19 protein-coding genes are annotated in these 23,217 nt (G+C 65.4%); 15 read left to right on the top strand and 4 right to left on the bottom strand.

All coding sequences use genetic code 11. The annotated features are described in order from the left end of the window. The first annotated feature begins 450 nt into the window (after positions 1-450). The 6 genes from E0E39_RS11895 to E0E39_RS11870 all read left to right on the top strand — a co-directional run bounded on the left by E0E39_RS11895 (position 451) and on the right by E0E39_RS11870 (position 7,136). Positions 451-2,079 (top strand): ATP-binding cassette domain-containing protein, encoded by a 1,629-nt coding sequence (locus E0E39_RS11895; RefSeq protein WP_165444768.1) that lies wholly within the window; start codon positions 451-453, stop codon positions 2,077-2,079. Continuing rightward, positions 2,063-2,746 (top strand): ATP-binding cassette domain-containing protein, encoded by a 684-nt coding sequence (locus E0E39_RS11890; protein WP_130874935.1) that lies wholly within the window; start codon positions 2,063-2,065, stop codon positions 2,744-2,746. The genes E0E39_RS11895 and E0E39_RS11890 overlap by 17 nt, the downstream gene beginning before the upstream one ends. Then, positions 2,692-4,437: an FtsX-like permease family protein gene (locus E0E39_RS11885; RefSeq protein WP_130874934.1), complete on the top strand. Its 1,746-nt coding sequence runs from the start codon at positions 2,692-2,694 to the stop codon at positions 4,435-4,437. The genes E0E39_RS11890 and E0E39_RS11885 overlap by 55 nt, the downstream gene beginning before the upstream one ends. A gap of 65 nt (positions 4,438-4,502) precedes the next feature. Further along, positions 4,503-5,531: an ABC transporter ATP-binding protein gene (locus E0E39_RS11880; RefSeq protein WP_245988308.1), complete on the top strand. Its 1,029-nt coding sequence runs from the start codon at positions 4,503-4,505 to the stop codon at positions 5,529-5,531. A 14-nt stretch (positions 5,532-5,545) separates the two neighbouring features. Further along, entirely contained in the window at positions 5,546-6,325 is a 780-nt protein-coding gene (locus E0E39_RS11875) for an ABC transporter permease (RefSeq protein WP_130874932.1), read from the top strand. Further along, a complete protein-coding gene (locus E0E39_RS11870; protein ID WP_165444765.1) occupies positions 6,318-7,136 on the top strand; it encodes an ABC transporter permease in 819 nt (272 codons plus the stop codon). The genes E0E39_RS11875 and E0E39_RS11870 overlap by 8 nt, the downstream gene beginning before the upstream one ends. Positions 7,137-7,152: 16 nt before the next feature. Here the strand turns inward: E0E39_RS11870 and E0E39_RS11865 are convergent, their stop codons facing one another. After that, positions 7,153-7,488: an NAD(P)-dependent oxidoreductase gene (locus tag E0E39_RS11865; RefSeq protein ID WP_207302487.1), complete on the bottom strand. Its 336-nt coding sequence runs from the start codon at positions 7,486-7,488 to the stop codon at positions 7,153-7,155. 151 nt (positions 7,489-7,639) lie between these two features. On the opposite strand from E0E39_RS11865, the gene E0E39_RS11860 reads away from it, so the two are divergent. From E0E39_RS11860 to E0E39_RS11850, 3 genes are all read left to right on the top strand, one after another. Next, positions 7,640-8,227 carry a TetR/AcrR family transcriptional regulator gene (locus E0E39_RS11860; RefSeq protein WP_130874930.1) on the top strand — a complete coding sequence of 196 codons (588 nt, stop codon included), beginning with the start codon at positions 7,640-7,642 and terminating at the stop codon, positions 8,225-8,227. A 64-nt stretch (positions 8,228-8,291) separates the two neighbouring features. Further along, positions 8,292-10,958 carry a coiled-coil domain-containing protein gene (locus tag E0E39_RS11855; protein ID WP_130874929.1) on the top strand — a complete coding sequence of 889 codons (2,667 nt, stop codon included), beginning with the start codon at positions 8,292-8,294 and terminating at the stop codon, positions 10,956-10,958. A 31-nt stretch (positions 10,959-10,989) separates the two neighbouring features. After that, positions 10,990-11,283 (top strand): antibiotic biosynthesis monooxygenase family protein, encoded by a 294-nt coding sequence (locus E0E39_RS11850; RefSeq protein ID WP_130874928.1) that lies wholly within the window; start codon positions 10,990-10,992, stop codon positions 11,281-11,283. Positions 11,284-11,306: 23 nt separating this feature from the next. Here E0E39_RS11850 and E0E39_RS11845 read toward each other — a convergent pair whose 3' ends face one another. Then, the gene (locus E0E39_RS11845; RefSeq protein ID WP_130874927.1) at positions 11,307-11,687 is read right to left on the bottom strand and encodes a hypothetical protein; all 381 of its coding nucleotides are present in this window, start codon (positions 11,685-11,687) and stop codon (positions 11,307-11,309) included. Positions 11,688-12,058: 371 nt separating this feature from the next. Between E0E39_RS11845 and E0E39_RS11840 the strand changes: the two genes are divergently transcribed. Genes E0E39_RS11840 through E0E39_RS11820 form a run of 5 tightly spaced genes read left to right on the top strand, consistent with a single transcriptional unit; the run spans position 12,059 to position 19,139 of the window. Beyond that, positions 12,059-12,526 (top strand): thioredoxin family protein, encoded by a 468-nt coding sequence (locus E0E39_RS11840; protein ID WP_130874926.1) that lies wholly within the window; start codon positions 12,059-12,061, stop codon positions 12,524-12,526. Between the two features lie 3 nt (positions 12,527-12,529). Beyond that, a complete protein-coding gene (locus tag E0E39_RS11835) occupies positions 12,530-14,194 on the top strand; it encodes a cytochrome c biogenesis protein DipZ (RefSeq protein WP_130874925.1) in 1,665 nt (554 codons plus the stop codon). Positions 14,195-14,213: 19 nt separating this feature from the next. Next, positions 14,214-14,885, top strand: a complete 672-nt coding sequence (locus tag E0E39_RS11830; protein WP_245988306.1) for a response regulator transcription factor — start codon at positions 14,214-14,216, stop codon at positions 14,883-14,885. After that, positions 14,882-15,901 carry a sensor histidine kinase gene (locus tag E0E39_RS11825; protein WP_130874923.1) on the top strand — a complete coding sequence of 340 codons (1,020 nt, stop codon included), beginning with the start codon at positions 14,882-14,884 and terminating at the stop codon, positions 15,899-15,901. Before E0E39_RS11830 ends, E0E39_RS11825 begins: the two co-directional genes overlap by 4 nt. A 37-nt stretch (positions 15,902-15,938) precedes the next feature. After that, a complete protein-coding gene (locus E0E39_RS11820; RefSeq protein WP_130874922.1) occupies positions 15,939-19,139 on the top strand; it encodes an AAA domain-containing protein in 3,201 nt (1,066 codons plus the stop codon). Here the strand turns inward: E0E39_RS11820 and trpB are convergent, their stop codons facing one another. Beyond that, on the bottom strand, positions 19,140-20,336 hold the full coding sequence (gene trpB, locus E0E39_RS11815; RefSeq protein WP_130874921.1) for a tryptophan synthase subunit beta: 1,197 nt from the start codon (positions 20,334-20,336) through the stop codon (positions 19,140-19,142). Positions 20,337-20,346: 10 nt separating this feature from the next. Next, positions 20,347-21,813, bottom strand: a complete 1,467-nt coding sequence (locus E0E39_RS11810) for a uracil-xanthine permease family protein (RefSeq protein WP_130874920.1) — start codon at positions 21,811-21,813, stop codon at positions 20,347-20,349. A 260-nt stretch (positions 21,814-22,073) separates the two neighbouring features. Between E0E39_RS11810 and E0E39_RS11805 the strand changes: the two genes are divergently transcribed. Further along, positions 22,074-23,186 carry an FAD-dependent oxidoreductase gene (locus E0E39_RS11805; RefSeq protein WP_130874919.1) on the top strand — a complete coding sequence of 371 codons (1,113 nt, stop codon included), beginning with the start codon at positions 22,074-22,076 and terminating at the stop codon, positions 23,184-23,186. The last annotated feature ends 31 nt before the right edge of the window (positions 23,187-23,217 follow it).

The raw sequence follows: 23,217 nt of genomic DNA, 5'->3' as shown, positions 1-23,217 counted from the left end.
ATCATCGCAGTGAAGCGAGCGTTATTTTCTGCGGTGGGAATCCTTCAGGTAGTCACTGGAGCTGGACGTTTTGCTAGCCGGTAATTAAAGATATGGGCGTGACTGTGTTACAACGAGGTTTATTCATAGCCATCCTCAAGTGTGGTCTGGCTAGGGGTTTCGCTGGCGATCCGCCGCCCGTGAATAAGCCTCAACGAATGCGATAGCCACGCCCATATCCCTAATATAATTCATCTCTAATGAGTCTTGAGTTGCAAGCAGCGACATCTAAAGGCCTGCGTGGTCTGGCGGAACTTTTGTAAGGTAGGACTTTGAATGGGTGGTCGGAGTGGGTGAGGGATCTGCTGAGTGATATTCCGACTGGTATGTAGACGTAGTGCGGCTAAAGATGGTTGTACACGCAATTTAGTCCTAAATTTACTACGATGGGATCGTATGCATTCTTCTTGGGTGGCGCCGCTGGGTAATGTTCTTACGCGGAAATTTGTATTGCTGGAAGTGGTAATGATTTCTGCGGCAGCATTTTCTGCACTCGCTACAAGTCTTTTGCCAGTTCTTACTGGAGGGGCGATAGACGGGAAATTGTTCTGGGGTATTGAATTTGTATACTTGATCATTGCAAACTTGCTTCTAATGATACTTGCAAATACTGTTCAAAGCATTTCTAGCACTTGGCTTACCCAAGATATGAGAATCAGCTTGGTTGGTGATTTATATGCGAGATTGTTTCACGCTAGGCTCGATTTGAAGCGGGGGGAGATCGTATCTCGAATTCCGCCTGTGCTAGTTAATGAGGTAGACACAATCGTGCAGGGTGTTGTTGCTTCGTTGACAAAATTGGTAAGCATGCTGACGCTATTGGTTAGTGCCGTGATCGGGATTTTATATATCAGTGGCCCTGGCCTGTTCCTCTTTGTTTCTCTCGTTGTAGTAGCAACAATTATCAGCATTTTTAGTTTGGAGCCACTTCGCAACGTTGCCAGTCAAACTTTGGATGCGCGAAAGAGTGTCATACAGGCAGTAAGCAGACTCCCTGGGACGTTTTCCATGCTGCGACTTTATGCGGCTGACCGGGTCGATTTTCATCCAGTATCTTTGAGTTTTATTGAAGTTCGACGAGCAGCTTTTAAAAATTTGCGCACCGCGTTGAAATACGGCGCTGTATCAGAATCTATGTTGGCAGTCGCCAGTATAATACTGGGTGTGCACGCGCTGCTCTATCTGAGGCCAATGGGTTTGGTGAGTGACGGTCAGATTGCTCAACTCTTCATGTATGGTGGCATCTTGGTGGCGCCTTTCCAAGCCATCTTGAGCACCATCCGAGATCTACAAATGACTGTAGCAGCTCTATCGCGTCTATCGTGCCTGGCGGCGGACCTTGTGCATCCGAACGATATTATTTCGGATGCAAGCATTTCTTGCGAAGTCAGGTTCTCTATTTTTCTTCAGAAAATCTCAGTCTCAATCGAGGGTGGAGCCCGGATTCTAGATGGCATTTCCTTCGATGTTATGGCTGGTGGTTGTCTTGTTGTAACTGGTCCGTCAGGTTCAGGTAAGACGACTCTTTTAAACGTGATGGCAGGCCTAGTGGAACCGACGACTGGTAGATGCGTTTTTGCATCTTCCTCTGGGGAGATCGAAAGCCGTTTGTCTTGCGTCTCATATGTTGGTCAGAATGAGCCTTTGTTTCAGGATTCTATTTTGCAAACCGTTCTGCTGGATAGATCTATCGGTGAGACTTCAGCTTTTCGGGAGCTCAATTTCTGGGGGATGTCGCGAGCGTTCATTGATAATCATGATTCCATTGTTGACTCCAGTAGCCTTTCGGGAGGTGAAAGGCAAAGGGTCGGGCTGGCTCGCGCTTTTGCTTCCTCGCGCCCAGTCATGATTCTTGATGAGCCAACTAGTGCCTTGAATGATGAATGGAAGGAGATCTTCATGAAACGCGTCAAAACTTCTTCGAAAACAATCGTTATCGCAACCCATGACTCGGAACTGCTGAAGGTGGCTGAAAAATTTGTGGTACTGAGAAGTGGCTGCGTCGTTGAGGAGAGGAATTGTGATGGGTGGAGCAGGTAATCACGCACTTGTGGTTCGTGATCTCGTCGTGGGGGAGGGGGCGACGCGGGTTCCTCTAGTCGAGTGCCCGGAGCTGGTAGTGGAGCGTGGTTCTGTTGTGGGGATTTCTGGGCCGTCCGGTTCAGGGAAGTCGAGTCTTCTTCGCGTGCTGACGGGTCGCCAGATGGCGCTGCAGGGCGTGGTTTTCCTGCAAGGACGGGAATTCGGTTCTCTCGCTCCGCGAGATCGCGAGAAGATGCGTGCCAGCTCCTTTGGGCTGGTTCTGCAGAGTGGCGGCCTGGTGGATGTCTTGACTGCGCTGGAAAACATCCGGGTGGGGTGTGCAATCGCTGGTGTCCGTGTCGTGCACGATGACGTGGGCGTCCTTGCATCACGTCTGGGACTGGACGGACTGCTGGAACACAGACCAACCGAACTTTCCGGAGGGCAGTGCCAGAGGGTTCAGGTGGTGAGGGCCCTGCTATCGCAGACGCCCGTCCTAGCTCTTGACGAACCGACGAGTGGCCTCGATTCTCGTTGGAGAGAAGCCGTCGTCTCTGAAGTCGTCGACCATGTTCGCCAGACAGGGAAAAGCGTTCTCCTAGTGAGTCACGATCCGGAGGTGCTCTCGGCATGCGACGAGGTTTTCATGATCAACGAAGAGTCCACGCTGGTGGGTGTTCGATGATGCGTGACCTGTGGAGATTGACCCGGCGGACCCCTCTATCGTTGTTCACAAGTGCTGTTGCCCTAGGGTATACAGCCCTGCTGGTGGAAGTGTTGGTTTTCGCCGCCTTGGACCCCCGAGGATCATTCTCGTTCCGGGGATCTTTCGTGTTGTCCGGTGTGGTGTCAGTTCCAGCAGTCATCGTGGCACTCGTGTATGCGCTCAGAGCCAGCCTGCGTCTCCGCCAGCCCGCGTGGAACGTCCTTCTGCAGCTCGGACTGTCCGAACGCAGGATCCGTGGCTACCTGTTGCGTGAGAACGCACTCATTGCTCTCGCCGGACTGCTGGGCGGCATCATCGTGCTACAGCCCGTGTGGTGGGTGCTTCTCCGGACCGTCTACGCTCCCTATCGGGAGATGGGACCGGAATCGCTGACCCTCTCCGTACCCGGTGCTGCAATCAGTATCGGTGTGCTCCTGGGCCTGGTTCTTCCGGCCCACCTGATCAGCACGCGCAGGATCAGGGAACCCGTCACACATGTGGCGAGGACCCGATCGCGCCTGCGGGGTTTCGCGAAGACCGCCGGGTTCATCGTCGCCGTCGTGACCCTCGGAATTCTGTTCTACGGCACCGGCACGACGGATCCGGATTTGATGGCGACCCTGGGGACTGTGGTCCTCTTGGGACCGTCCCTGACGTTGGCCGCACCAGCCATCGCAGGAGTCTCCAGTTTCCTCCTCGCTCGCCTTCTGACGAGACACCCGGGCAGCTTGGTGAGGCTCGGGATGCTCCTCCAACCAGCGCTGAGAATGAATGCGGCCACGATGGTGGGAATCCTGGCTATTGGCCTTCCTCTCGGCTTTCTCGGATTCGGCGCCACCGGGGAAACCGGAACACGTGAAATGGTTTCACGAGCCGCCCACCCGGAAGGGCGAGTTGCGCTGATTGATGGCCAGTCATTCACATCGGAGGCACAAGCCACAGCCACGTGCCGAGACCTAAGGGATGGTTGCGCAGGTGTCCTGGAATTCGTGATCAACTCCGAGCCCATCGACGGCAGTACTGCGGACACACGCACCAGATTTGAGCTCATCGGGAGCCGGTCGACAGCCGAACGGGTCGTCGCCGCGGATGCCGTGGATGGCAGGAATTTGGGAGCCGGTTTCCTCGCGTGGCCCTGGGAGACGCACCGTGAAACCAGACCGGGAGGTGCATCGTCCTACGGGGCGTGGACCGTCCTGGAAGAATCCAACAATATGGCTTCCATATCCGCTTCGGAAGCGCTGAAGAACCTGCCGGCCCAGATGTTTTATGGGCCACGCGGCACCGGCAGCCGTGAATTTGTTCCCCTGTTCTCCTACACGCTTTTCGCGGGTCTGCTTTTCCTGTTCGTTACGAGCATCGTAGAAATGGTGCGTGCTCGTACCGCCCTGGGGCCGCTGACCAGCGTCGGCATGAGTCCGGTACACCGGGACAGGGCAGCCGCAGCGGCGCTGCTGGTACCCGTGGGGGTGTGCAGCCTAGTGGTTGCATGTGCGTGCGCCGGATTCTGTTCTGTCTTGCTGTGGCGAATGACGGGATCTGCAGCGATAGGGATTTCCTGTCTCGCCCTCCCGACAAGTGCGCTCCTGTCCGTGGCGCCACTGGCCATGGTGACCTTGGCCTGTGTCGGATTTCGTCTCACCGACCGCAGATCGGGCACCATGCCATGAACCGGTGAACCGGCCAGATGCGCGCTGGAAGGGCAACACGCCGGCCGGATGCTAGCGTTCGCGTCGTGAATCCGAACCCAGAGCCGGATGAACCGACCGCATCCCCTCCGCTGATCCACGTACAAGATCTGAGGAAGGTCTTCCAGCGACCCGCAGAACCCGAGGGACGGTTCAAGGCGGTGCGTCGGCTGTTCACCCGCCGGAAGGTGGAGAAGGTCGCCGTTCACGATGTGTCCTTCGACATCGCGGCGGGGGAACTCGTCGGTTACCTGGGGGCGAACGGGGCGGGGAAATCCACCACCATCAAGATGCTCACCGGGATCCTCGTTCCCACCTCGGGCGTGGTCGAGGTGGCGGGCCGGGTGCCGTGGCGGGACCGTCGCGCCAACGCCGCCCACATCGGAGCGGTTTTCGGGCAGCGGAGCCAGCTGTGGTACGACCTGCCGTTGCGCGACTCGTTCGAACTGATCCGCGACCTCTACGGCATCGCCGAAGCGGACTACCGGCAGCGCCTCGGAATGTTCACCGACCTGCTGGACATGACCGATTTCCTCGACACCCCGGTGCGGTTCCTGTCCCTGGGGCAGCGGATGCGCGGCGACCTGGTGGCGGCGCTGCTGCACTCACCCGAGGTCGTCTTCCTCGACGAACCCACCGTCGGCCTCGACGTCGTCGCCAAACGCCGCATCCGCGAATTCGTCGCGGGCATCAACGAACGGCTCGGCACCACGGTGATCCTCACCACCCACGACATGGACGACGTGGCGGCGCTGTGCCGGCGCATCATCATGATCGACCGGGGAACGGTGCTGTTCGACGGCTCCCTCGACGACCTGAGAAACCGCTACGTGCGGGAACGCACCCTGACCGTCACCCCGGCCGCCGGTGTCGACCCGGCACTGATCCGGGCGGACGGCGCCACCGCCACGGTGAAGGACGGCAAGGCCGTGCTCACCCACGACCCGGAACGGATCGGCACCCCCGACCTGATTGCCGCCGTCACCGCACGCTGGCGGATCACCGACCTGTCGGTGAACGAGGCGAGCCTGGACGACGTGGTCGCCCGGATCTATGACGAGGCCGCGTCGCGGTGAACGGGTGGGCTGCGGTGCGGGGGACGATCCGCAACTCGCTGAGAACCTCGTGGTCCTATCGCCTCGACATGGTGATGGCGGTCGCAGGGCTGTGGATCCAGGTCTGGCTGCTCGGCGTGGTGTGGCGGTCCGTCTACGGCGATTCGGCGTCGGTCAACGGCATCGACCCCGGCCAGGCCGTCAGCTACGCGGTGCTGGCCGCCTGCCTGCAGGCCGCGATGATGCCCTGGCGGTTCTCCGCCCTGGAGGCGCGGGTGCGCAACGGTCAGGTGGGGGTGGACATGACGCGACCCCTCGGTCTGGTCCCGCAGGTGCTGGCCCAGAACGTCGGCACCTTCCTGGCGCAGCTGCCGATCACGGTAGCCGGTCTGGCCTGGGCGGTGCTGACCGGGAGGCTGACCCTGCCGCCCAGCGCCGGGGCGGTGCTCCCATGGCTGCTGGCGATGCTGCTGGGAGTGGTCATCACGCTGCTGATGAACCTGCTGATGTCGCTGACGTGCTTCTGGTCGCTGGAGATCGGCGGCTACATGATGCTGTACCGGCTCGGTTCGGGACTGCTCTCGGGGGCGTTGATCCCGCTGTGGTTCATGCCCGGCTGGTTCGCTACCGTCCTCGACTGGTTGCCGTTCCGCGCCCAGATGTTCACACCCCTGTCGATCTACTTCGGGCAGCTCGACGGTGCCTCCGCATGGCTGGCGATCGCCGGTCAGGTGGCGTGGATCGCGATGCTCGCGGGACTGACCCACCTCGTGTGGCTGCGTGCCGAACGCAGGGTGGTGGTCCTCGGTGGCTGAACGACGACTCCCCGGTGCGCTGCGCGCCTGGTGGGTGCTGGAGAGGGCCGCCCTGCGCGCCCAGACCCAGTACCGGGCGAATCTGCTCGCCGGTTTGATCGGCGGCCTGACCTACCAGGGCGTCAACGTCGTCTTCCTGGCGCTGCTGCTGAACGGGTTCGGAATGATCGGCGGCTGGGGAATCGCGGAGCTGGGACTGCTGGTCGGGATCCGGCTGGCCGCGCACTCGCTCTACGTGCTGCCCTTCGGCGGCATGCTGGAGACCGCACGGCTGGTGCGCGAAGGAGACTACGACCTGCTGCTGCTCAGACCCGTCGACCAGTTCCTCCAGATCATCACCCGGCGCTTCAACGTCCTGACCGTGGGCGATGGACTTCTGGGGCTGGCGGCCCTCGTCGGATTCGGGCTCCTCGCCCCCGTCGAGTGGACGTGGTGGCGACTCGGCTACGTCGTGGCGGCGGTCATCGGAGGAGGACTGGTGGAGACCGCCGTCCAGGTGGCGATCGGGTCGCTGGCCTTCCGCGGCGGGGTTGCCGCCGCCATGCAGATCCAGGCCGACCGGATCGTCACCACCTTCGGCATCTACCCGTTGACCATCTTCGGGCCGGCGGGCCTGTTTTTCCTGTGTTTCGTCTTCCCGCTCGGGTTCGTCGCCTACCTGCCCGCGACCGCGCTGCTCGGCCGGGTCGTCGAGGTACCGCTTCCCGCAGGGCTGGTGTGGGCGTCGCCCCTGGCCGGTTGGGTGCTGCTTCCCCTGTCGCTGCTCCTCTTCCACCGCATGTCGCGGCACTACCAGAGTCCGGGCGCGTGACGCGGTCGCCGGTCGCTCACGTGCCGATGAGCCGGGTGCCCGTCCAGCCCTGTTCGATCGCATCGGCGAGTGCCAGGGCGAAGTCGGCGTAACTGATGCCGCGGTGGATGAAATCGGATTCATCCCCGGACGGATGCCATGCCCGGTACCCACCGGTGGCCGGTCCCCCGGGGACGAAGGCAGGAGGCGGGATCAGGTAGACCCAGTTCCTACCCGCGGCGCCCGATTCCAGGTGGTCGCGCAGCTCGGCGTGGGCACGCCCGCGCGGCAGCGTCCGGGCGGGGAAGGGTGGATCCTGCCAGAATCTCCGCGCACCGGGCGTGTGCAGCGACCCCGCCCCGCCGACGGTCACGATCCGGGCCGACCGGAGCCGGATGGTCGTGCTCGGGCGAGCCGTGGCATGACCACCCCAATTCCAACGTTTTCGTTGGATTCGAGCGTAGTACGGTTTCCCCGAAAGACCAACCCTCGCGTTGGAACGACACGGCAAGCGGAAACGAGGCATGGCCTGGGACACGGAAGCGACGAAACGCCGCATACTCGACGCGGCATCGGCCGAGTTCGCGACCCACGGGCCGGACGGCACCACCGTCGAGCGGATCGCGGGAGCGGCCGGGGTCAACAAGGAACGCGTCTACAACTACTTCGGTGGCAAACGCGAGCTGTTCGCCCGCGTCCTCCGCGACGAGCTGGCAACGGTGGCGCAGGCGTTGCCGGTGAGTTCCTTCGCGGAGGAGGACATCGGGGAGTACGCGGGACGGGTCTACGACTACCACCTGGAGCATCCGGAGCTCGGGCGGCTGCTGCGATGGGAGGGGCTCGCCTTCGACGCCGAGGTTCCCGACGAGGAACAGCGCCGGGAATACTACGGATACAAGACGGCAGCCGTCGTGGCAGGGCAGCGGGCGGGGGTCGTCGCCGAGGAGATTGACCCCGATCACATGGTTTTCCTGATCCTGTCGCTCGCCGGGTGGTGGTCCTCCGTGCCCCAGGTGGCCCGCATGCTGACCGGCCCCGACACCGACGCGGAGCGTGCCAGGCGCAGGGACTCGGTGGTGCGGGCGGCCCGCCGGATCGCCCGGCCGGATTGATCCCGTATGTCGTCGGACAAGTGGCCAAGTGCGTTTGACGGGCGGGAACGGCAAGATGGTACGCATGCCGGGCCTTCTTGATGACGAGCGCCGCCGGATCCTCGCGTTCTGGCGGCTGCTGGAGCTTTTCAGCCCGCAGTCGATGCCCGAACCGATGTCCTTGGCCGACGGATCCGGTAACGAGCAGGTGATCGAATGGACGCCGTCGAATCCGCTGCCGTGGGAAACCCTCTCCTCCTCACGGGGAAGGGCCCCCGGGGCCTGGCGGCATCTCGTCTTCCTGGGGGTGTACCGATTCAAGGACACCTACGACTGGCTCCGCAAGATCTCGGGGGACGAGACCGAACACACCGGGCGTCCCGCGGGCAGGGGGGCGTGCGTCGGTCTGGTGCTGGACGAGGACGGGCGGTTCATCCCGGATTCCGCGGTGCTGTCGTCGGCGCTCTGGGCCGTCGGGAGAATCGCCCACGGCCAGCGCCCCGGGGTCGAATGGGTCGATGAGTTCGGTGCCGCGCAGGCCCGGCTGGGGGAGATCATCAATTCCTTCGAGCGGGCCAGGCGTGCGAGCGTCGAGGGGGAACTACCACCGCCCCACGACGCCGACTCCCTGCGGGAACTGCTGCGCATCGTCCAGAAAACCTGGGGCATCGAGGGTGCGCGCGAACTGTCCATGGACCGGATCGTCGTGAGAAGCCAGTGGGTTGATGATCAACAGGGCCGGGAAACCCCGGATCCTGATTTCCTGAACAGCCGCTTCCGCGCGGAACTCGACGACGTGATCGCGGAACTGGAGACCGACGAACGGCCGGTCGCCGCGCTGCGCGCCTACCTGACCCGCGACGAGGAACTCGACGGGTCCGGGCGGGTGGATATCGCCGACCATCCCGACGCGGTCGATGCCCTGACCCTGCCGGAACGACTTCCCGCCGGCCGCTGGCCCCGCGACCCGGAACAGTCGCCGACCCTGAGGCAGCAGTTCGTGACGAACCGCGCCCTGGACGACCTGGCTCCCGGGCAGGGTCTCATGGGCATCAACGCGAGAGCCGACGCGGACAGGGCCGTCGTGTTGCGCGACATCCTGGCAGGCAACATCGTCGAACGCGCCCGGCGTCTGGCGTCGCTGTCGCACCCGATGGAGGCGTTCACCGCCGAGGAGCACGGCTGGAAGGACGCGAAGGGATTCCAGCGCGTCGTCCTGCAGCTGCGTGAGGAGTTCTGCGGGTTCGAGACGGTGGTGATCTCCGACAGCGACGAGACCGCAGCGAAATGCACCGAGGAACTCACGGGCCGGAGGTCCCTGGGACGGCCGTGGCGTGAATCGGCGGACTACTTCGCCGACATCGCGACCGCGATTCGCGGTGGGGAAGCCGCCGGCGAGGACCGGGAGGATGCGGGAGCCTGGGGAATGGTCGCGGCCCGGCTGGGGGACAGGGAAGCCAGGGAGGCCTTCAGGGCCGAGTACTGGTTCGACCAACCGGACCCCGGCGACGGGGAGACCGGGTCCGTCAGGATGCTCGGCAGGTTGCGGGACTGGCGGGACGGCAAGGCCTCCCACCAGAGCTGGTGGCTTGCCAGGCACGACTTCCACCAGGCCGAGAAGAAGGTGGAACGCCTGACCCGGGCGATGGTCGAGGCCCGGCGCGTGATGCTGAGCCATGAGGAACTGGTGGAACGCGAACGTCTCCTGCTGGAACGTGCGCCGGAGGTCGACAGGGAGATCACCGCCGTCGAATCCGAGATGACGGCCACCGGGGAGGCGGAGGAGCGGGCGAGGCAGAAGGTCGCGGAAACCACCACCGAGCACTACAGGACACTCGCATTCAAACCCGGCGCGACCGAGTTCGTGTTCACGCTCGGCAACTCCGCCCGGGAATGGCGCAAGCAGCACGACGTGGCGGCGGCCGAGCTTCACGAGGCCGAGCAGGAGTACCAGAGGACACTTGAACGGGGTGAGGAACTCCGGGACCGGTTCGAGAAACTGCGGATGGAGCAGGTCGAGATGGAACCGGAGCTGGAGAGCATCGGGGCCGAACTGGACCAGCTGCGTCGTGAGATCAAGAGGAATCGGAGGCGGCTCGGTGAGAACTACCCCGACGAGGAGTGGGCGGGCCAGCGGCGTGAACTCAACGCCCCGTGGCTGGATGCCGAACTGGAGACCGCCCGCTCCGAGCTCTTCCTGGCCGCGATGCGACTCCACGAGGACTTCCTCTCCGGCACCGCCGTCCGCATGGTCGGCGCGCTGGGAACCGCCGTCGACGTTGTCGCCGGCAGGGTCCCGGAGAACCTCGAACCCGAGAAGATACGGGCCGCCTGGCAGCTCTTCTTCCTCGCGGTGCCAGTGGTCGTGACCACCCGTGAGGGGTTCTCGGAGATGTTCGGAGAGTTCGGGCCCGAGGGTCTCGGGTGGGCGATCGTCGACGAGGCGGACCGCGTCGCCCCGCAGCGCGTGCTGAAGGTCCTCAGGGCCGCCCGGCGGGTGATCATCATCGGAGACTCGGCAGGGCGTCGGACGGTCACGCTTCCGGGCGGGGTCATGGCCGGGATCGCCGCCGCCTGCGGTGTCTCCGCCACGTGGGCACCACCCCGGGCATCCGTTCAAAGCCTGTCGGATCGGGTCGCCAGGTTCGGGACCACACTCACCTGCAGCGACGAGGACGGGGAATCGACATGGGTGAGCATTCCACTCGCCCATCGTTCCGCCGAGGCCCGGAATGACGGGGAAGCGGGTTAGGATCACCTCACCGACAGTTCAGGAGAATGTCATGACGTTTGTGAACATCACCGCGCTGAGGATCCCCGAGGGCGCGGGACCGGAGATCGAGAAACGATTCGCGGCCCGCAAACGCTCGGTGGACGCGGCCGAGGGATTCGAGGGCTTCGAGCTGCTGCGCCCCCGGTTCGGTGAGGACCGCTACTTCGTCGTCACCCGCTGGGACACCCGCGAGCACTACGACGCCTGGGTGGCGGGCCGCGACACGAGCGCCCACGCCGACGACGAACGCCGCGGAATGTCCATCGAGCTGCTGGGATTCGAGGTCGTCCAGCACGACGAGTAGAACGAGCGGATCGCGACGGCCGCTCAGGTGACGGTGATGGTGTAGGCGCGCGTGGCGTCGTTGCACGTGATGCCGTCGGGTTCGCAGTTCCTGACCGTCATGGTCGTGGTTCCCGGAGCCCTCCCGGTCAGTGCCGGCAACGCCTCTGCAGGGTCGTAACCGGGCATGGGGCTGGGGCCGTTTATTTTTCCGGTGAGGCGGTTCTCGAATGAGCCAGTGACCCCGTAACGGTGGGGAAACGACAGGTTGACCTCGCCGAGGTTGATCGTCTGCGCCTCCCCCACCCGGAGCGCGACGTCCTGGGACGGCTCGTCAACGGGGGTCGGCGCCGGCGGGGCCGGGGAGGGACCGGCCGTCTGGAACAGAAGCGACAGCAGGATCTGGAACAGAAAAACATGTCTCACCTTCCATGCCCTCCGGGATGCCGGGCCAGGAAACCGTGACGATCCACGCGCCCGCCACCCAGCTGCATCAGGCACGGAGAGGTTTATGCACAGGCGGTACCGGCCAGCGCAATCCTCTGGTGGTCGTGCCTTGGCATTGCGGCGGGCTCCGGTGGTTTCGACACGGACTGCTCCTTCGTCGCGGTCCGGCTCAGCCAGCTTCGGAGAGGCTGTAAATAGGCCTCACGGGAGTACGCGCTGACACGATTGGGGACCTGTAGGCTCGCGTGCGCATCCACGGGACCGGATCGACCGGACGCCCTTGAGCGGTCACACTTCCGTAAGGATTTCTCCCTGTTCCACGTCATCTGGGCGGCGGAAGACTCCCGGGCATGAAGAAATACCTCCTGCCCTTGGCCCTGTCCGCCGTCATCGTGCTCGGCGGCTGCTCCCAGGCGCCCTCGTCCTCCGACACCATGTCCCCGGCGATGTCCCCCTCCGGCGCCATGTCCCCCTCCGCGGCCATGTCGCACAGCGAGTCGGCGTCCCGGTCCTACATCACCTACGACCAGTACCAGGCCTCCAAGGACACGTACGCCGACTCGAAGGTCGTGCTGTTCTTCAACGCCACGTGGTGCCCCGCCTGCCGGGCCATCAACGAGGCGCTGACCTCCGATCCCGGGAAGATCCCGGCGAGAACCACCGTGGTGAGCGTCGACTACGACCAGCACACCGATCTGCGGCAGCGCTACGGGGTGACCACGCAGCACACCTTCGTGCAGATCGACTCTCAGGGCGAGAAGGTGCGGCAGTGGGCCAGCACCTCGACGGACGCCCTCCTCGAGGAACTCCGGGGCTGATTCATGATCGTCACCGCTTCGCTCTCCCTGCTTGCCGGTGCCCTGACGGTGCTGGCGCCGTGCGTGCTGCCGTTCCTGCCGGTCATCGTCGGCGGGAGCCTGGGGCACGGTTCCCGGCGCCGCCCCTACCTGATCGCGGGCGGGCTCGTCGTGTCGCTGCTGGTATTCACGCTGCTGCTGAAAGCCAGCACCGCCTTCCTCACCATCGATCCGCGCGTCTGGGCCATCGGTTCGGGAGTGCTGGTGATCCTGCTGGGCGTTGCGATGCTGTTTCCCGGCCTGTGGGCGCGGGTCGCCCGGTGGACCAAACTGGAGGCCGCCCACGGTCTCCTCGGGAAGGCCCGCAACCATCGTGGCGAAACCGCGGGGGCGCTCCTGACCGGCGCCGCCCTCGGGCCGGTGTTCAGCAGCTGCTCACCCACCTACGCGTGGGTCATCGCGACGGTGCTGCCCGCCAGCCCCGTGGCGGGCATGATCTACCTGGGCATCTACTGCGTGGGCATGGCGGGGGCCCTGCTGGGCATCTCCCTGGCGGGCCGCAGGCTCATCGACCGGCTCGGCTGGGCCTCGAACCCGCGCGGCTGGTTCCAGCGCGCCATCGCGGTGCTGTTCATCGTCGTGGGTCTGTTCGTGTCGACGGGCCTGGACAAGGCACTCCAGACCTGGGCAGTCGACAAGTTCCCCGCGCTCACGGCCTTCGAACAGGGGCTCATCCCCCAGAGCAACGCGGCCCCCGGGGTGGCGGGCAACTCCGAACGAGGACAACTCGGGCAGGCCCCGGAGCTGGCGGGGATCTCCCACTGGGTCAACAGCACACCCACCACACTGGCCAACCTCAGGGGAAAGGTCGTGCTCGTCGACTTCTGGACCTACAGCTGCATCAACTGCATGCGAACCCAGCCCTACCTGAACGCCTGGTACGACCGCTACCGCGCCGCCGGACTGGAGATCATCGGCGTCCACGCGCCCGAGTTCGCCTTCGAGAAGGTGCCGGAGAACGTCGAGAAGGCGGTACGTGACGCGGGCATCAAGTACCCGGTGGCCCTCGACAACGACTTCGCCACCTGGCACGCCTTCCACAACCGGTACTGGCCCGCGAAATACCTGATCGACAAGGACGGCACCATTCGTTGGATGCACTTCGGTGAGGGCAGCTACGACGAGGCGGAGAAACAGATCCGCGACCTGCTCGGCGAAACCGGGGACAAGGCCGGGATCACCGGGGAAACCTCGCAACCCACGCAGGGGCAGTCCCCGGAAACCTACCTCGGTACCCGGCGCGCATCCGGCAACGAAACCCGGCTCGAGTCCGGGGAACACGACTACGGCCAGAACCCCGCCCCCGACGCCACCAACCGGTGGAGCCTGTCCGGGAACTGGACGGCCGGCGACGAATCGATCACCGCCGCCCGGGACGGGGCGCAACTGAACTATCGCTTCGCCGGGCGCGAGATGTTCCTGGTGATGGACGGCCCCACAGGAGCGAAGGTGCGCGTCCGGGTCGAGGGCGGCGGCCCACCCGGTGGGGCCGACGTGCGGGGCGAGGAGGTCACGATCTCCGGGGCCCGCCTGTACCGGCTGGTGCGGCTGCCCGAGGCCACCCGGGGAACCACCGTCACCCTGACCTTCGACAAAGGCGTGAGCGCCAATGCCTTCACATTCGGATGAGCAGCCCTACCCTGAGCCCATGGGAAACATCCTGCTCGTCGACGACGACCCGACCGTGCGCGGCGTGGTCTCCGACTACCTGCGCGCGGCCGGGCACAGCATCACCGAGGCGGCCGACGGGATCAGCGCCCTGGAACTCTCGGAGGGCTGTGACCTGGTGATCCTGGACCTCATGCTGCCCGGCATCGACGGCCTCGAGGTGTTCCGGCGGATCCGTTCCCGCGGGGTGGTTGCGTCGGTGATCATGCTCACCGCCAAGGGCTCGGAGGCCGACCGGGTGCTGGGCCTGGAACTCGGCGCCGACGACTACCTGGCCAAGCCGTTCAGCCCCCGCGAACTCGTGTTGAGGGTCAACGCGGTGCTGCGCCGACAGCAACCCCGGTTCGAACGGGAGGTCATCACCGACGGCGACCTCACCCTCGACCTCACCGCCAGGAAGGCCACCCTCGCGGGCGAGACGCTGACGCTCACGCTCCGCGAGTTCGATCTGCTCGCCCACCTCGCAACCCACCCCGAGAAGGTCTTCTCCCGTGAGGAACTGATGCGCGCGGTGTGGGGCTGGGACGTCGGCGACGCATCCACGGTGACGGTGCACGTGCGACGGCTGCGCGGGAAGGTGGAGACCGACCCGCAGCACCCCACCCGGCTGGTGACGGTGTGGGGCCGCGGATACCGGTGGGAGGCCTCGTGACCGGGCAGCTGCTGGTCGTCGCCGCCACCACCCTGCTGGTGGGTCTGGGGTGCACCGTCCTGACCCTGGGGGTGGCGAGGCGTTCCGTTCGCTGGGCCGCCCTGCTGAGCCCCATCGCCGTCGTGGTGACCGTCGGGGTCGGGATGCTGGTCGGGGTGCGGCTGATGCTGATCGAATCGGTGGGGGTGCCGCTGCTGCTGCTCGCCGCCACCGTCCCCGCGGCGCTGCTGGCGGGCGTGCTGGTGGCGTTGCGCAGCCAGCGGGTGATCGCGGAGGCCGCGGCGGCGCTGGAACAGGAACGCCGCCGGCGCGAGGTGGAGCAGGGCAGGCGGGAACTCATCGCGTGGTTGTCCCACGACCTGCGCACCCCGCTCGCCGGGATCAGGGCGATGGGCGAGGCGTTGGAGGACGGCATCGCCCCGGATCCCGCCAGCTACCACCGCGCCATCGTCGCGGAGGCCGAACGCACCGCCGCCATGGTCGACGACGTCCTGGCGCTCGCCGGGCTGCAGTCCGGCACCCTGGAACTGAACTCCGAGACGGTGACCGTCAGCGACCTGGTCTCCGACCTCGTCGGGAACCTCACCCCGCTCGCCCTGCGCCGCGACGTGCGCCTCACGGGTTCCGTCGAGGGGGATTCCAGCGACGTCACGGGCGACGCGGGACTGCTGTCCAGGGCGCTGCAGAACGTCATCGGAAACGCCATCGCCTACACCCGTCCCGGAACCGAGGTGAGCGTGACCGTGAGCGGCGACGACGACACCGTGCGGGTGCAGGTCCGCGACGACTGCGGCGGGTTGAGCCCGGAGGCCCTGGAAAAGTCCTTCAGCGCGGGGTGGCGCGGCGACCGCGCCCGCACCCCCGGCGCGGGATCGGGAAACGGCCTCGGCCTGCCGATCGTCCGCACCATAGTCGCGGCCCACCACGGCACCGTCGACCTGCGGAACCGGCCACCCGGCTGCGAGGTCACGATCGAACTGCCGAGAGCGGCGGGAGGCGGCGAAATCCACGAATGAGCCGGTTTGTGTCAGATGCGGGCGGCAAGATGGAGGCATGCCCCGAACCAGCTTGGACAGTCAACGACAGATTCTCAGTTGCTGGTGGCTGCTGGAGATGTTCAATCCGCAGCCGATGCCGAAAACCACGCCTCTCGCCACCCGTCCAGAAAATCTGCAGGTGATCGAGTGGACGCCGCGGACGCCCCTGCCTTGGAAATCGCTGCCGGCCCCGGACAAGAAGGATTTCGTCTGGCGGCACGAGGTCTATCTCGGAATGTACCGGCTCGAGGAAACCTACGAGTGGCTGCACAAGGCTTTCCACGACGACAATGATGCCTATGATCCCCGGCCTCCGGGCTGCAGCGCCTGCGCCGGTATGGTGGTGGATCAGGATGGAAGGCTGGTTCCCGGATCTGCCGTGCTCTCCTCGGCCCTGTGGGCGGTTGGACGAATTGCCAATCAGGTCAGATCCGGTGAGAGGATCATCATCACGCTGGACTGGATGGAGAAATTCGCAGCTTCCCAAGAACGCCTCTGCAAAGAGTTCGACACCCTGGAGGGCGGACGTCGCCAGGCGGCGGGGACCCGGGAACCCCCGGCCCAGGACCCGGGTTCCCTGGCGGACCTGCTGCACACTGCCCAGAGGGTGTGTGAAATCAGCGAACTGCCCGATCTGGCCACCAACAGGATCCTCATCAAGAGCGTTCGGGTCAGCGCTAGGAACGAGCAGGAACTGGAGTTCCTCAACAGCCTTTTTCTCGACGACCTGGGCAGGGTGTGGCGGGCAATCATCGACGGCGCCATTCCCGGGAGCGCCTTGGAGGCCTATCTGACGAGATCCTCGGACATCCGGAAGGCGGACCGCGTGGATGTCATGGCCCGTCCCGAGGTCGTGACAAAAGGCGCCGGTATTGATCGCTTGCCGCTCGGGCGATGGCTCACCAACCCTGCCCATTGCCTGGCGCTCAGCCAACAGTTCGCCGTCAACCAGGCCTTGGATGACCTGGCGACAACCCGCGGGCTCATGGGTGTCAACGGGCCGCCGGGAACGGGGAAGACCACCATGCTGCGTGACCTGCTGGCCGGGAACGTGGTGGAGCGGGCCGGCCGTCTCGCCAGGCTGACACATCCGGGGCAGGCCTTCACCGGAACGGAACACCGCTGGCAGAACCCCAACGGATGGAATTGCTCGGTACCTCAGCTGCGTCCCGAACTGACTGGCTTTGAGATGGTGGTCGCCTCCGCGAACAATGCCGCTGTCGAGAACGTCACCAACGAAATTCCGGCTCGCAACGCCAACGTCATCAGCGATCCGTGGATCACCCGAGCCGACTATTTCGCGGAGATCGCGACATGCGTCCTGAGGGGAGCGACGCCAGTGGAGCCGGAGGGCGATGACATGCCCGGGTCCCCCGCCCCGGCCGAGGCGTGGGGGCTGGTGGCCGCCCGGCTTGGGAACAAGAGAAACCGCAACGGGTTCCGCTCCGAATTCTGGTTCGACAAAATGATCGCTGACACCAAGGAAAGAGATCCGGAAACCCCGAAGCGCATGCAGACCCGCCTCAAGGAATGGGCGACGGGGACGGCGCCGGTGCGTAGCTGGAAACAAGCACGTGAGGACTACCGCCGGGCCGAGCAACGGGTCCGTGACCTGATGGAGGAACGACGCCTGGCCGCGGAACGACTGTCCGCTCTACCAGCGGAGGAAGAACGGCAACGAGAACTCCAGACCAGGGTCAGGGAGCTTGAGGAGAACAGGAACGCCGTTGGGGCGGAGCTGCAGGAGCTTCTGCAACACGTGAGCCGTGTGGAGGAAGAGGTACGAGACGCCGCGGCCAGGCGTGAACGGGAGATGGGATCGAAACCCGGCATTCTGGAGGTCATCTTCACGCTGGGACGGGCCATCCGGGAATGGCGAACACGATTCCGGGCGGTTGCCGATCAGCTGGATGAGGTCGAGAAAAGACACCGGGACATCCGAACCCGTGAACAACGGCTTCGCGAACACCTGGCCGGGATCGGCAGGGAACACGTGGTCTGCGCCAATCAGCTGAACCAGGTGACGGATCACCTGGTCGAGTTACGAGCGGAATGCGTCCGCGACAGCAGCCGCTTCGGAGCAGGTTATCCCGGCCGGGACTGGGTGGGGGACCAACGCGAGATGCGCGCTCCCTGGCTTGATCCGGAGCTGGACGAGGCACGATCGGACCTGTTCCTGGCCGCTCTTCAACTGCATGAGGACTTCCTGGCGAACACCGCACAGCAGATGAGGGACTGGCTAGGCGCGGCGGTGGATGTCGTTGGCGGACAGCAGCCCCGGAAACTCGAACCCGAGAAACTGCTGGCGGCATGGCAGTTGTTCTTCCTCGTGGTTCCACTGGTTTCCACCACCTTCGCATCATTCGGCCGGATGTTCGGCAACCTTGAAGCGGAGTCCCTGGGATGGGTGTTGATCGACGAGGCCGGGCAGGCCTGCCCACAACAGGCCGCCGGGGCGATCTGGCGGGCCCGGCGAACCGTCGTCGTCGGAGATCCGCTCCAGCTGCCGCCTGTGGTGACGATCCCCAAGAAGGTCCAGCTGGACATCGCGGCCTCCTGCGATGTGAGCGCCGACTGGCTCGCCCCACAGGTCTCGGTGCAATCCTTGGCGGATCGGGTCGGGAGGTTCGGTACCACCCTGAGCCAGGGAGACCGAGACATGTGGGTGAGTGCCCCGCTGAAGGTTCACCGCCGCTGTGACGACCCGATGTTCTCGCTGTGCAACCAGATCGCCTACAACGGGATCATGGTCAACGGGGTGCACCGGGGAGCCGGCGAATCGATGTGGTCGGACATACCGTACAGCAGATGGCTGGACGAACCCGCGAACATCAACGAGACCCATCTGCAACCCAACCAGATACGCCGACTGCAGCAGGTCCTGGAAGATCTGGAACGACGTGGAATTCCGTACTCCGACATGATCGCGATCTCACCTTTCCGTGAGGTTGCGAACGCGTTGGACTCTCTGAAAAGACAATACGGCAGGCTGCGCGCGGGCACCATCCACACCGCCCAAGGACGTGAGGCCGATGTCGTGTTCCTCGTCCTGGGTGGTGCGCCCGACCGTCCAGGGGCCAAGGCGTGGGCGGCGCAAACCGTCAACCTGGTCAACGTCGCGGCCAGTCGCGCGAAACGGCGTCTGTACGTCATCGGGGACCGTGCGGAATGGGCGAAGTACAACTACTTCCAGCAACTGTCAGCAGTGCTGGACTGATTACCGTGCCAAATACTCGGCGACGTAATCGACGTCCTTGTCGCCGCGACCCGACAGGTTCACGATCAGCACCTTGTCGGGGCTCATCGTCGGCGCCAGCCGGATGGCGTGGGCGAGGGCGTGCGAGGACTCCAGGGCGGGGATGATGCCCTCGGTGCGGCACAGCAGCTGGAAGGCGGCGATGGTCTCGTCGTCGGAGGCGGTGACGTACTCGACGCGACCCATCTCCCGCAGGAAGGCATGCTGCGGACCGACCCCCGGGTAGTCCAGCCCGGAGGCGATGGAGTGCACCTCCGCCGGGTTGCCGTCCTCGTCCTGCAGCAGCAGCGTGCGCATGCCGTGCAGCGTCCCCGGGGTGCCGAGGGTGATCGTCGCGGCATGCTCGCCGGGCACGCCGAGGTCGCGGCCCGCGGGTTCGACACCGAATATCGTCACCGACTCGTCCTCCAGGAAGGCGGTGAACAATCCCAGTGCGTTCGAGCCGCCACCGACGGCGGCCACCAGCGCATCCGGCAGGCGCCCCTCCTTCTCCAGCACCTGGCGGCGGGCCTCGCGGCCGATGATCGACTGGAAATCCCGCACCATCGACGGGTACGGGTCCGGGCCGACGGCCGAGCCGATGGCGAAGAAGGTGTCGGCGTAGTCGGTGGCGAACACCGAGAAGGCCGAGTCGATGGCCTCCTTGAGGGTCTGCCCACCCGAGGTCACCGACACCACCCTTGCGCCCAGCATCTCCATCCGCACCACGTTGGGATGCTGTTTGGCCACGTCGACGGCGCCCATGTGGATCTCGCATTCCAACCCGAGCAGGGCGGCCGCGGTCGCCAGCGCCACGCCGTGCTGCCCCGCGCCGGTCTCCGCGATCAGTTTCTTCTTGCCCATCCGCTTGGCCAGCAGCCCCTCACCCAGGCAGTGGTTGATCTTGTGGGCGCCGGTGTGGTTGAGATCCTCGCGTTTGAGGTAGATCTTCGCCCCGCCGAGGTGCCTGGTCAGCCCGGCCGCCAGGAACAGCGGCGACGGGCGGCCCACGTAGTCGGCAAGCAGCGCCTCGTAGTCGGCCTGGAAAGCGGGGTCCTGGCGGGCCTGCGCGTAGGCGGCGGCCACCTCGGCGATCGGGGCCTCGAGCTGCGGGGGCAGGAAACGACCGCCGTGGTCCCCGAAGAACCCGGCCTCGTCAGCGTGGATCAGCGAAGTCATGTCGCGAATGCTATCGCTGGTCGGCGTGACGAGTGTCGTCGATTGCAACATCGGGTGCATCCTCGGAGTAGATCCCGGGCGCGTCGTAGATCAGCGACGCCCCGTCGGCGGCCTCCCGGAGCTCACGCGGGGCGATGGCGTGGGCGATGTGGTAAACGGCCACGGTCACGATGGTGCCGAGCGCGATGCCACCCAGGGCGAAGCCCTCGGTGATCGGCAGTTTCACATCGCCGATGCCGATGATGATGCCCGCTGCCGCCGGGATCAGGTTGATGGGGTTGCCGAAGTCGACGTGGTTCTCCTTCCAGATCTTCGCGCCCAGCAGACCGATCATGCCGTACAGCACCACGCAGATCCCACCCAGCACCGCGCCGGGGGTGGCGGAGATCACCGCCCCGAACTTCGGCGACAGGCCGAAACAGATCGCCACCAGGGAGGCCACCACGTAGGCGGCCGTCGAATAGACGCGGGTGGCGGCCATCACACCGATGTTCTCCGCGTAGGTGGTGGTGGGGCCGGCACCCACGAGGGTCGCGAGCATCGAACCACCACCGTCGGCGGCGACGGCGCGACCCATCATCGGGTCGAGGTTCTCGCCCGTCATCTCCGCGACGGCCTTGACGTGGCCGGCGTTCTCGGCGATCAACGCGATCACCACCGGCAGGGCGATGATGATGGCCCCCAGCGAGAACTGCGGCAGGTGGAAACCGACGACGTTGCCCGCGCCGCCGAACCGCCAGGTGGCCAGGTCGGTGACGGGAGGCAGGCCGAACCAGTTGGCGGCCTCGACCGCCGACCAGTCGACGCGCAGTTTCTCGGTGACGGTGCCGTCGGCGGCGACGGTGCGCAGCGGCCCGAGGACGAGGTCGAAAACCCAGCTCAGGACGTAGCCGGCCACCAGCGACAGGAAGATCGCGATGCGCCCCAGGAAGCCGCGCAAACCCACGCTGAGCGCGATCACGATGAGCATGACGGTGAACGCCAGCCACGGGTCCTGCGGCCAGTAGGTGTTCGCGACCACCGGGGCCAGGTTGAAGCCGATCAGCATCACGACCGCGCCGGTCACCACGGGAGGCAGGGTCCTGTGGATCACCCGGGCGCCCGCGAAGTGGATGATCAGACCCACCATGAACAGGGTCAACCCGACCACGAACAGCGCACCCGAGAGGGTCGCGGGATTGCCGCCCGCCGAGTAGATGGCGGTCGCCACACCCACGAAGGAGGCCGACGACCCGAGATAGCTGGGCACGCGGTGCTTCACGACGAACAGGAAGATCAGCGTCGCGACGCCGCTCATCATCACCGCCAGCTGCGGGTTGAGCCCCATCAGCAGCGGGAACACGAACGTGGCGCCGAACATCGCCACGACGTGCTGGGCGCCGAGCCCGATGGTCCGTCCCCAACCGAGCCGTTCGGTCGGGGCCACCACCGCCCCGGGAACGAGGATTCCGTTGTTGTGCAGCTTCCAGCCGAACATGGCCCAGTCCTTTCGTCGCGGGCATGGTACTGCCCCTGCCGGGGTGGGGCACAGGTGACGCCACCGATCATGAAGAACTCGGGGGAGTTTCCCCAAGCCGGTTGAGCCGGTCTGCTCGCTCTGCGAGCTGACCGTGTCGATGGTGGTTGAGCCGGCCTGCGAGTGTCAACGAGCTGGCCGTGTCGAAACCAGGGTGGCTGTCCGGGGACTCGTGGGTGGGTGCCGGGGGAGGAGGTCCGGACCCCGGATAGGGTTGGGTCATGGTGTTGGACGTGGTTGTGATCGGGGCCAGTGTCGCGGGACTGACCGCGGCCCGGCGCCTGGCCGCGGAGGGGTTTTCCGTGGCGGTCCTCGATCCGAACCAGGAGCACGTGACCGCCGCCATCGGCCACGGGGTCGCGGCCTGCGCGCACGCCAGCACCGTGGCGAACATGGCCGGGGCCTACGGCGACGAGGCGGCGCGGGAACACGTCCGGCGCAACCTCGCGGGGCTGGAGGAGATCCGGGGGGTCGCGGCCGCAGGCGCGCTGGAGCTGACCGAGGTGGAACTGCACGACCACTCCCTGGGGGTCGCCCTGGACCGGGAGCTGAACCGGGTGCTGAAGCTGATCGGCGACGGCGGGGCCGAGATCTCGCTGCTGCCTGCCGGGGCGAGCGCCCGGGCGACGGCGGGGCTGCGTTCTCCCGCGCTGCTGGTCGATCCCGCCGACTACGCCGCCCTCCTGGAGGAGCAGGCCGGATCCGTGGGGGCCGAGATCCTCCACGACGTCACCGTCACCCGCATCAAACGTCTCGACGGAGCGACCCGGGTGGCGTTCCGGCGGAACCTGGCGTGGTCGCGGGACGTGGAGGTCCTCACCGCGCACGCCGTCGTCGACACCCTCGCGGTGAGTCCGTGGGGGTCTGTGGCGGGGGTGGGGCAACCGCAGTACGTGCCCACCCTGCGGATGCGAGGCGTCGAGGTGCCCGGGGAGGTGACGCTGCTGGCCGGTCCGCCCGCCTGGCTGATCCGGCCCATCGGTGACGAGGTGCTGCTGCTCGGCCCGAAGTGCGCCCGCGGCCAGGTGGCAGAGGCCACGACGGCGCTCACGAACTGGGCCGCGACCGAGTTCGGGGCCCGTGACGTGACCCCGGGCCAGCTCATCATCGACCCCAGCGACCACGGCCGCCCCGTCGTCGGGGCCTCCGCGATACCGGGTGGTTTCTACACCCGTGGCAACGGCAGGGGTGAGTTGATGAACGGCACTGCGTCGGGCTGTTACCTGGCGGCCCTGCTGCTCGGTGTCGACGCGGCCCGCAGCGTTTCGTTGCCGTGGGCCTCGAAGGTGCGGGCCGGTGTGGGCCGGCTGCTGCGTCGTCGTCCTGTGAACTGATCAGCTGCCCTGTGTTTCTTCGGCCCGGGGC

The sequence above is a fragment of the [Pseudopropionibacterium] massiliense genome (genome assembly GCF_900607225.1).
GTDB classification, from domain to species: Bacteria; Actinomycetota; Actinomycetes; order Propionibacteriales; family Propionibacteriaceae; genus Arachnia; species Arachnia massiliensis.
The sequence above is the reverse complement of the archived record's forward strand: the minus strand, read 5'-3'. Positions and strand labels throughout refer to the sequence as shown.

Coding starts and splice junctions, on each gene's coding strand:
- E0E39_RS11890 (WP_130874935.1), top strand. CDS start 2,063: ATGGGTGGAGCAGGTAATCACGCACTTGTGGTTCGTGATCTCGTCGTG.
- E0E39_RS11885 (WP_130874934.1), top strand. CDS start 2,692: ATGCGACGAGGTTTTCATGATCAACGAAGAGTCCACGCTGGTGGGTGT.
- E0E39_RS11860 (WP_130874930.1), top strand. CDS start 7,640: ATGGCCTGGGACACGGAAGCGACGAAACGCCGCATACTCGACGCGGCA.
- E0E39_RS11855 (WP_130874929.1), top strand. CDS start 8,292: ATGCCGGGCCTTCTTGATGACGAGCGCCGCCGGATCCTCGCGTTCTGG.
- E0E39_RS11850 (WP_130874928.1), top strand. CDS start 10,990: ATGACGTTTGTGAACATCACCGCGCTGAGGATCCCCGAGGGCGCGGGA.
- E0E39_RS11840 (WP_130874926.1), top strand. CDS start 12,059: ATGAAGAAATACCTCCTGCCCTTGGCCCTGTCCGCCGTCATCGTGCTC.
- E0E39_RS11835 (WP_130874925.1), top strand. CDS start 12,530: ATGATCGTCACCGCTTCGCTCTCCCTGCTTGCCGGTGCCCTGACGGTG.
- E0E39_RS11830 (WP_245988306.1), top strand. CDS start 14,214: ATGGGAAACATCCTGCTCGTCGACGACGACCCGACCGTGCGCGGCGTG.
- E0E39_RS11820 (WP_130874922.1), top strand. CDS start 15,939: ATGCCCCGAACCAGCTTGGACAGTCAACGACAGATTCTCAGTTGCTGG.
- trpB (WP_130874921.1), bottom strand. CDS start 20,336: ATGACTTCGCTGATCCACGCTGACGAGGCCGGGTTCTTCGGGGACCAC.
- E0E39_RS11810 (WP_130874920.1), bottom strand. CDS start 21,813: ATGTTCGGCTGGAAGCTGCACAACAACGGAATCCTCGTTCCCGGGGCG.
- E0E39_RS11805 (WP_130874919.1), top strand. CDS start 22,074: ATGGTGTTGGACGTGGTTGTGATCGGGGCCAGTGTCGCGGGACTGACC.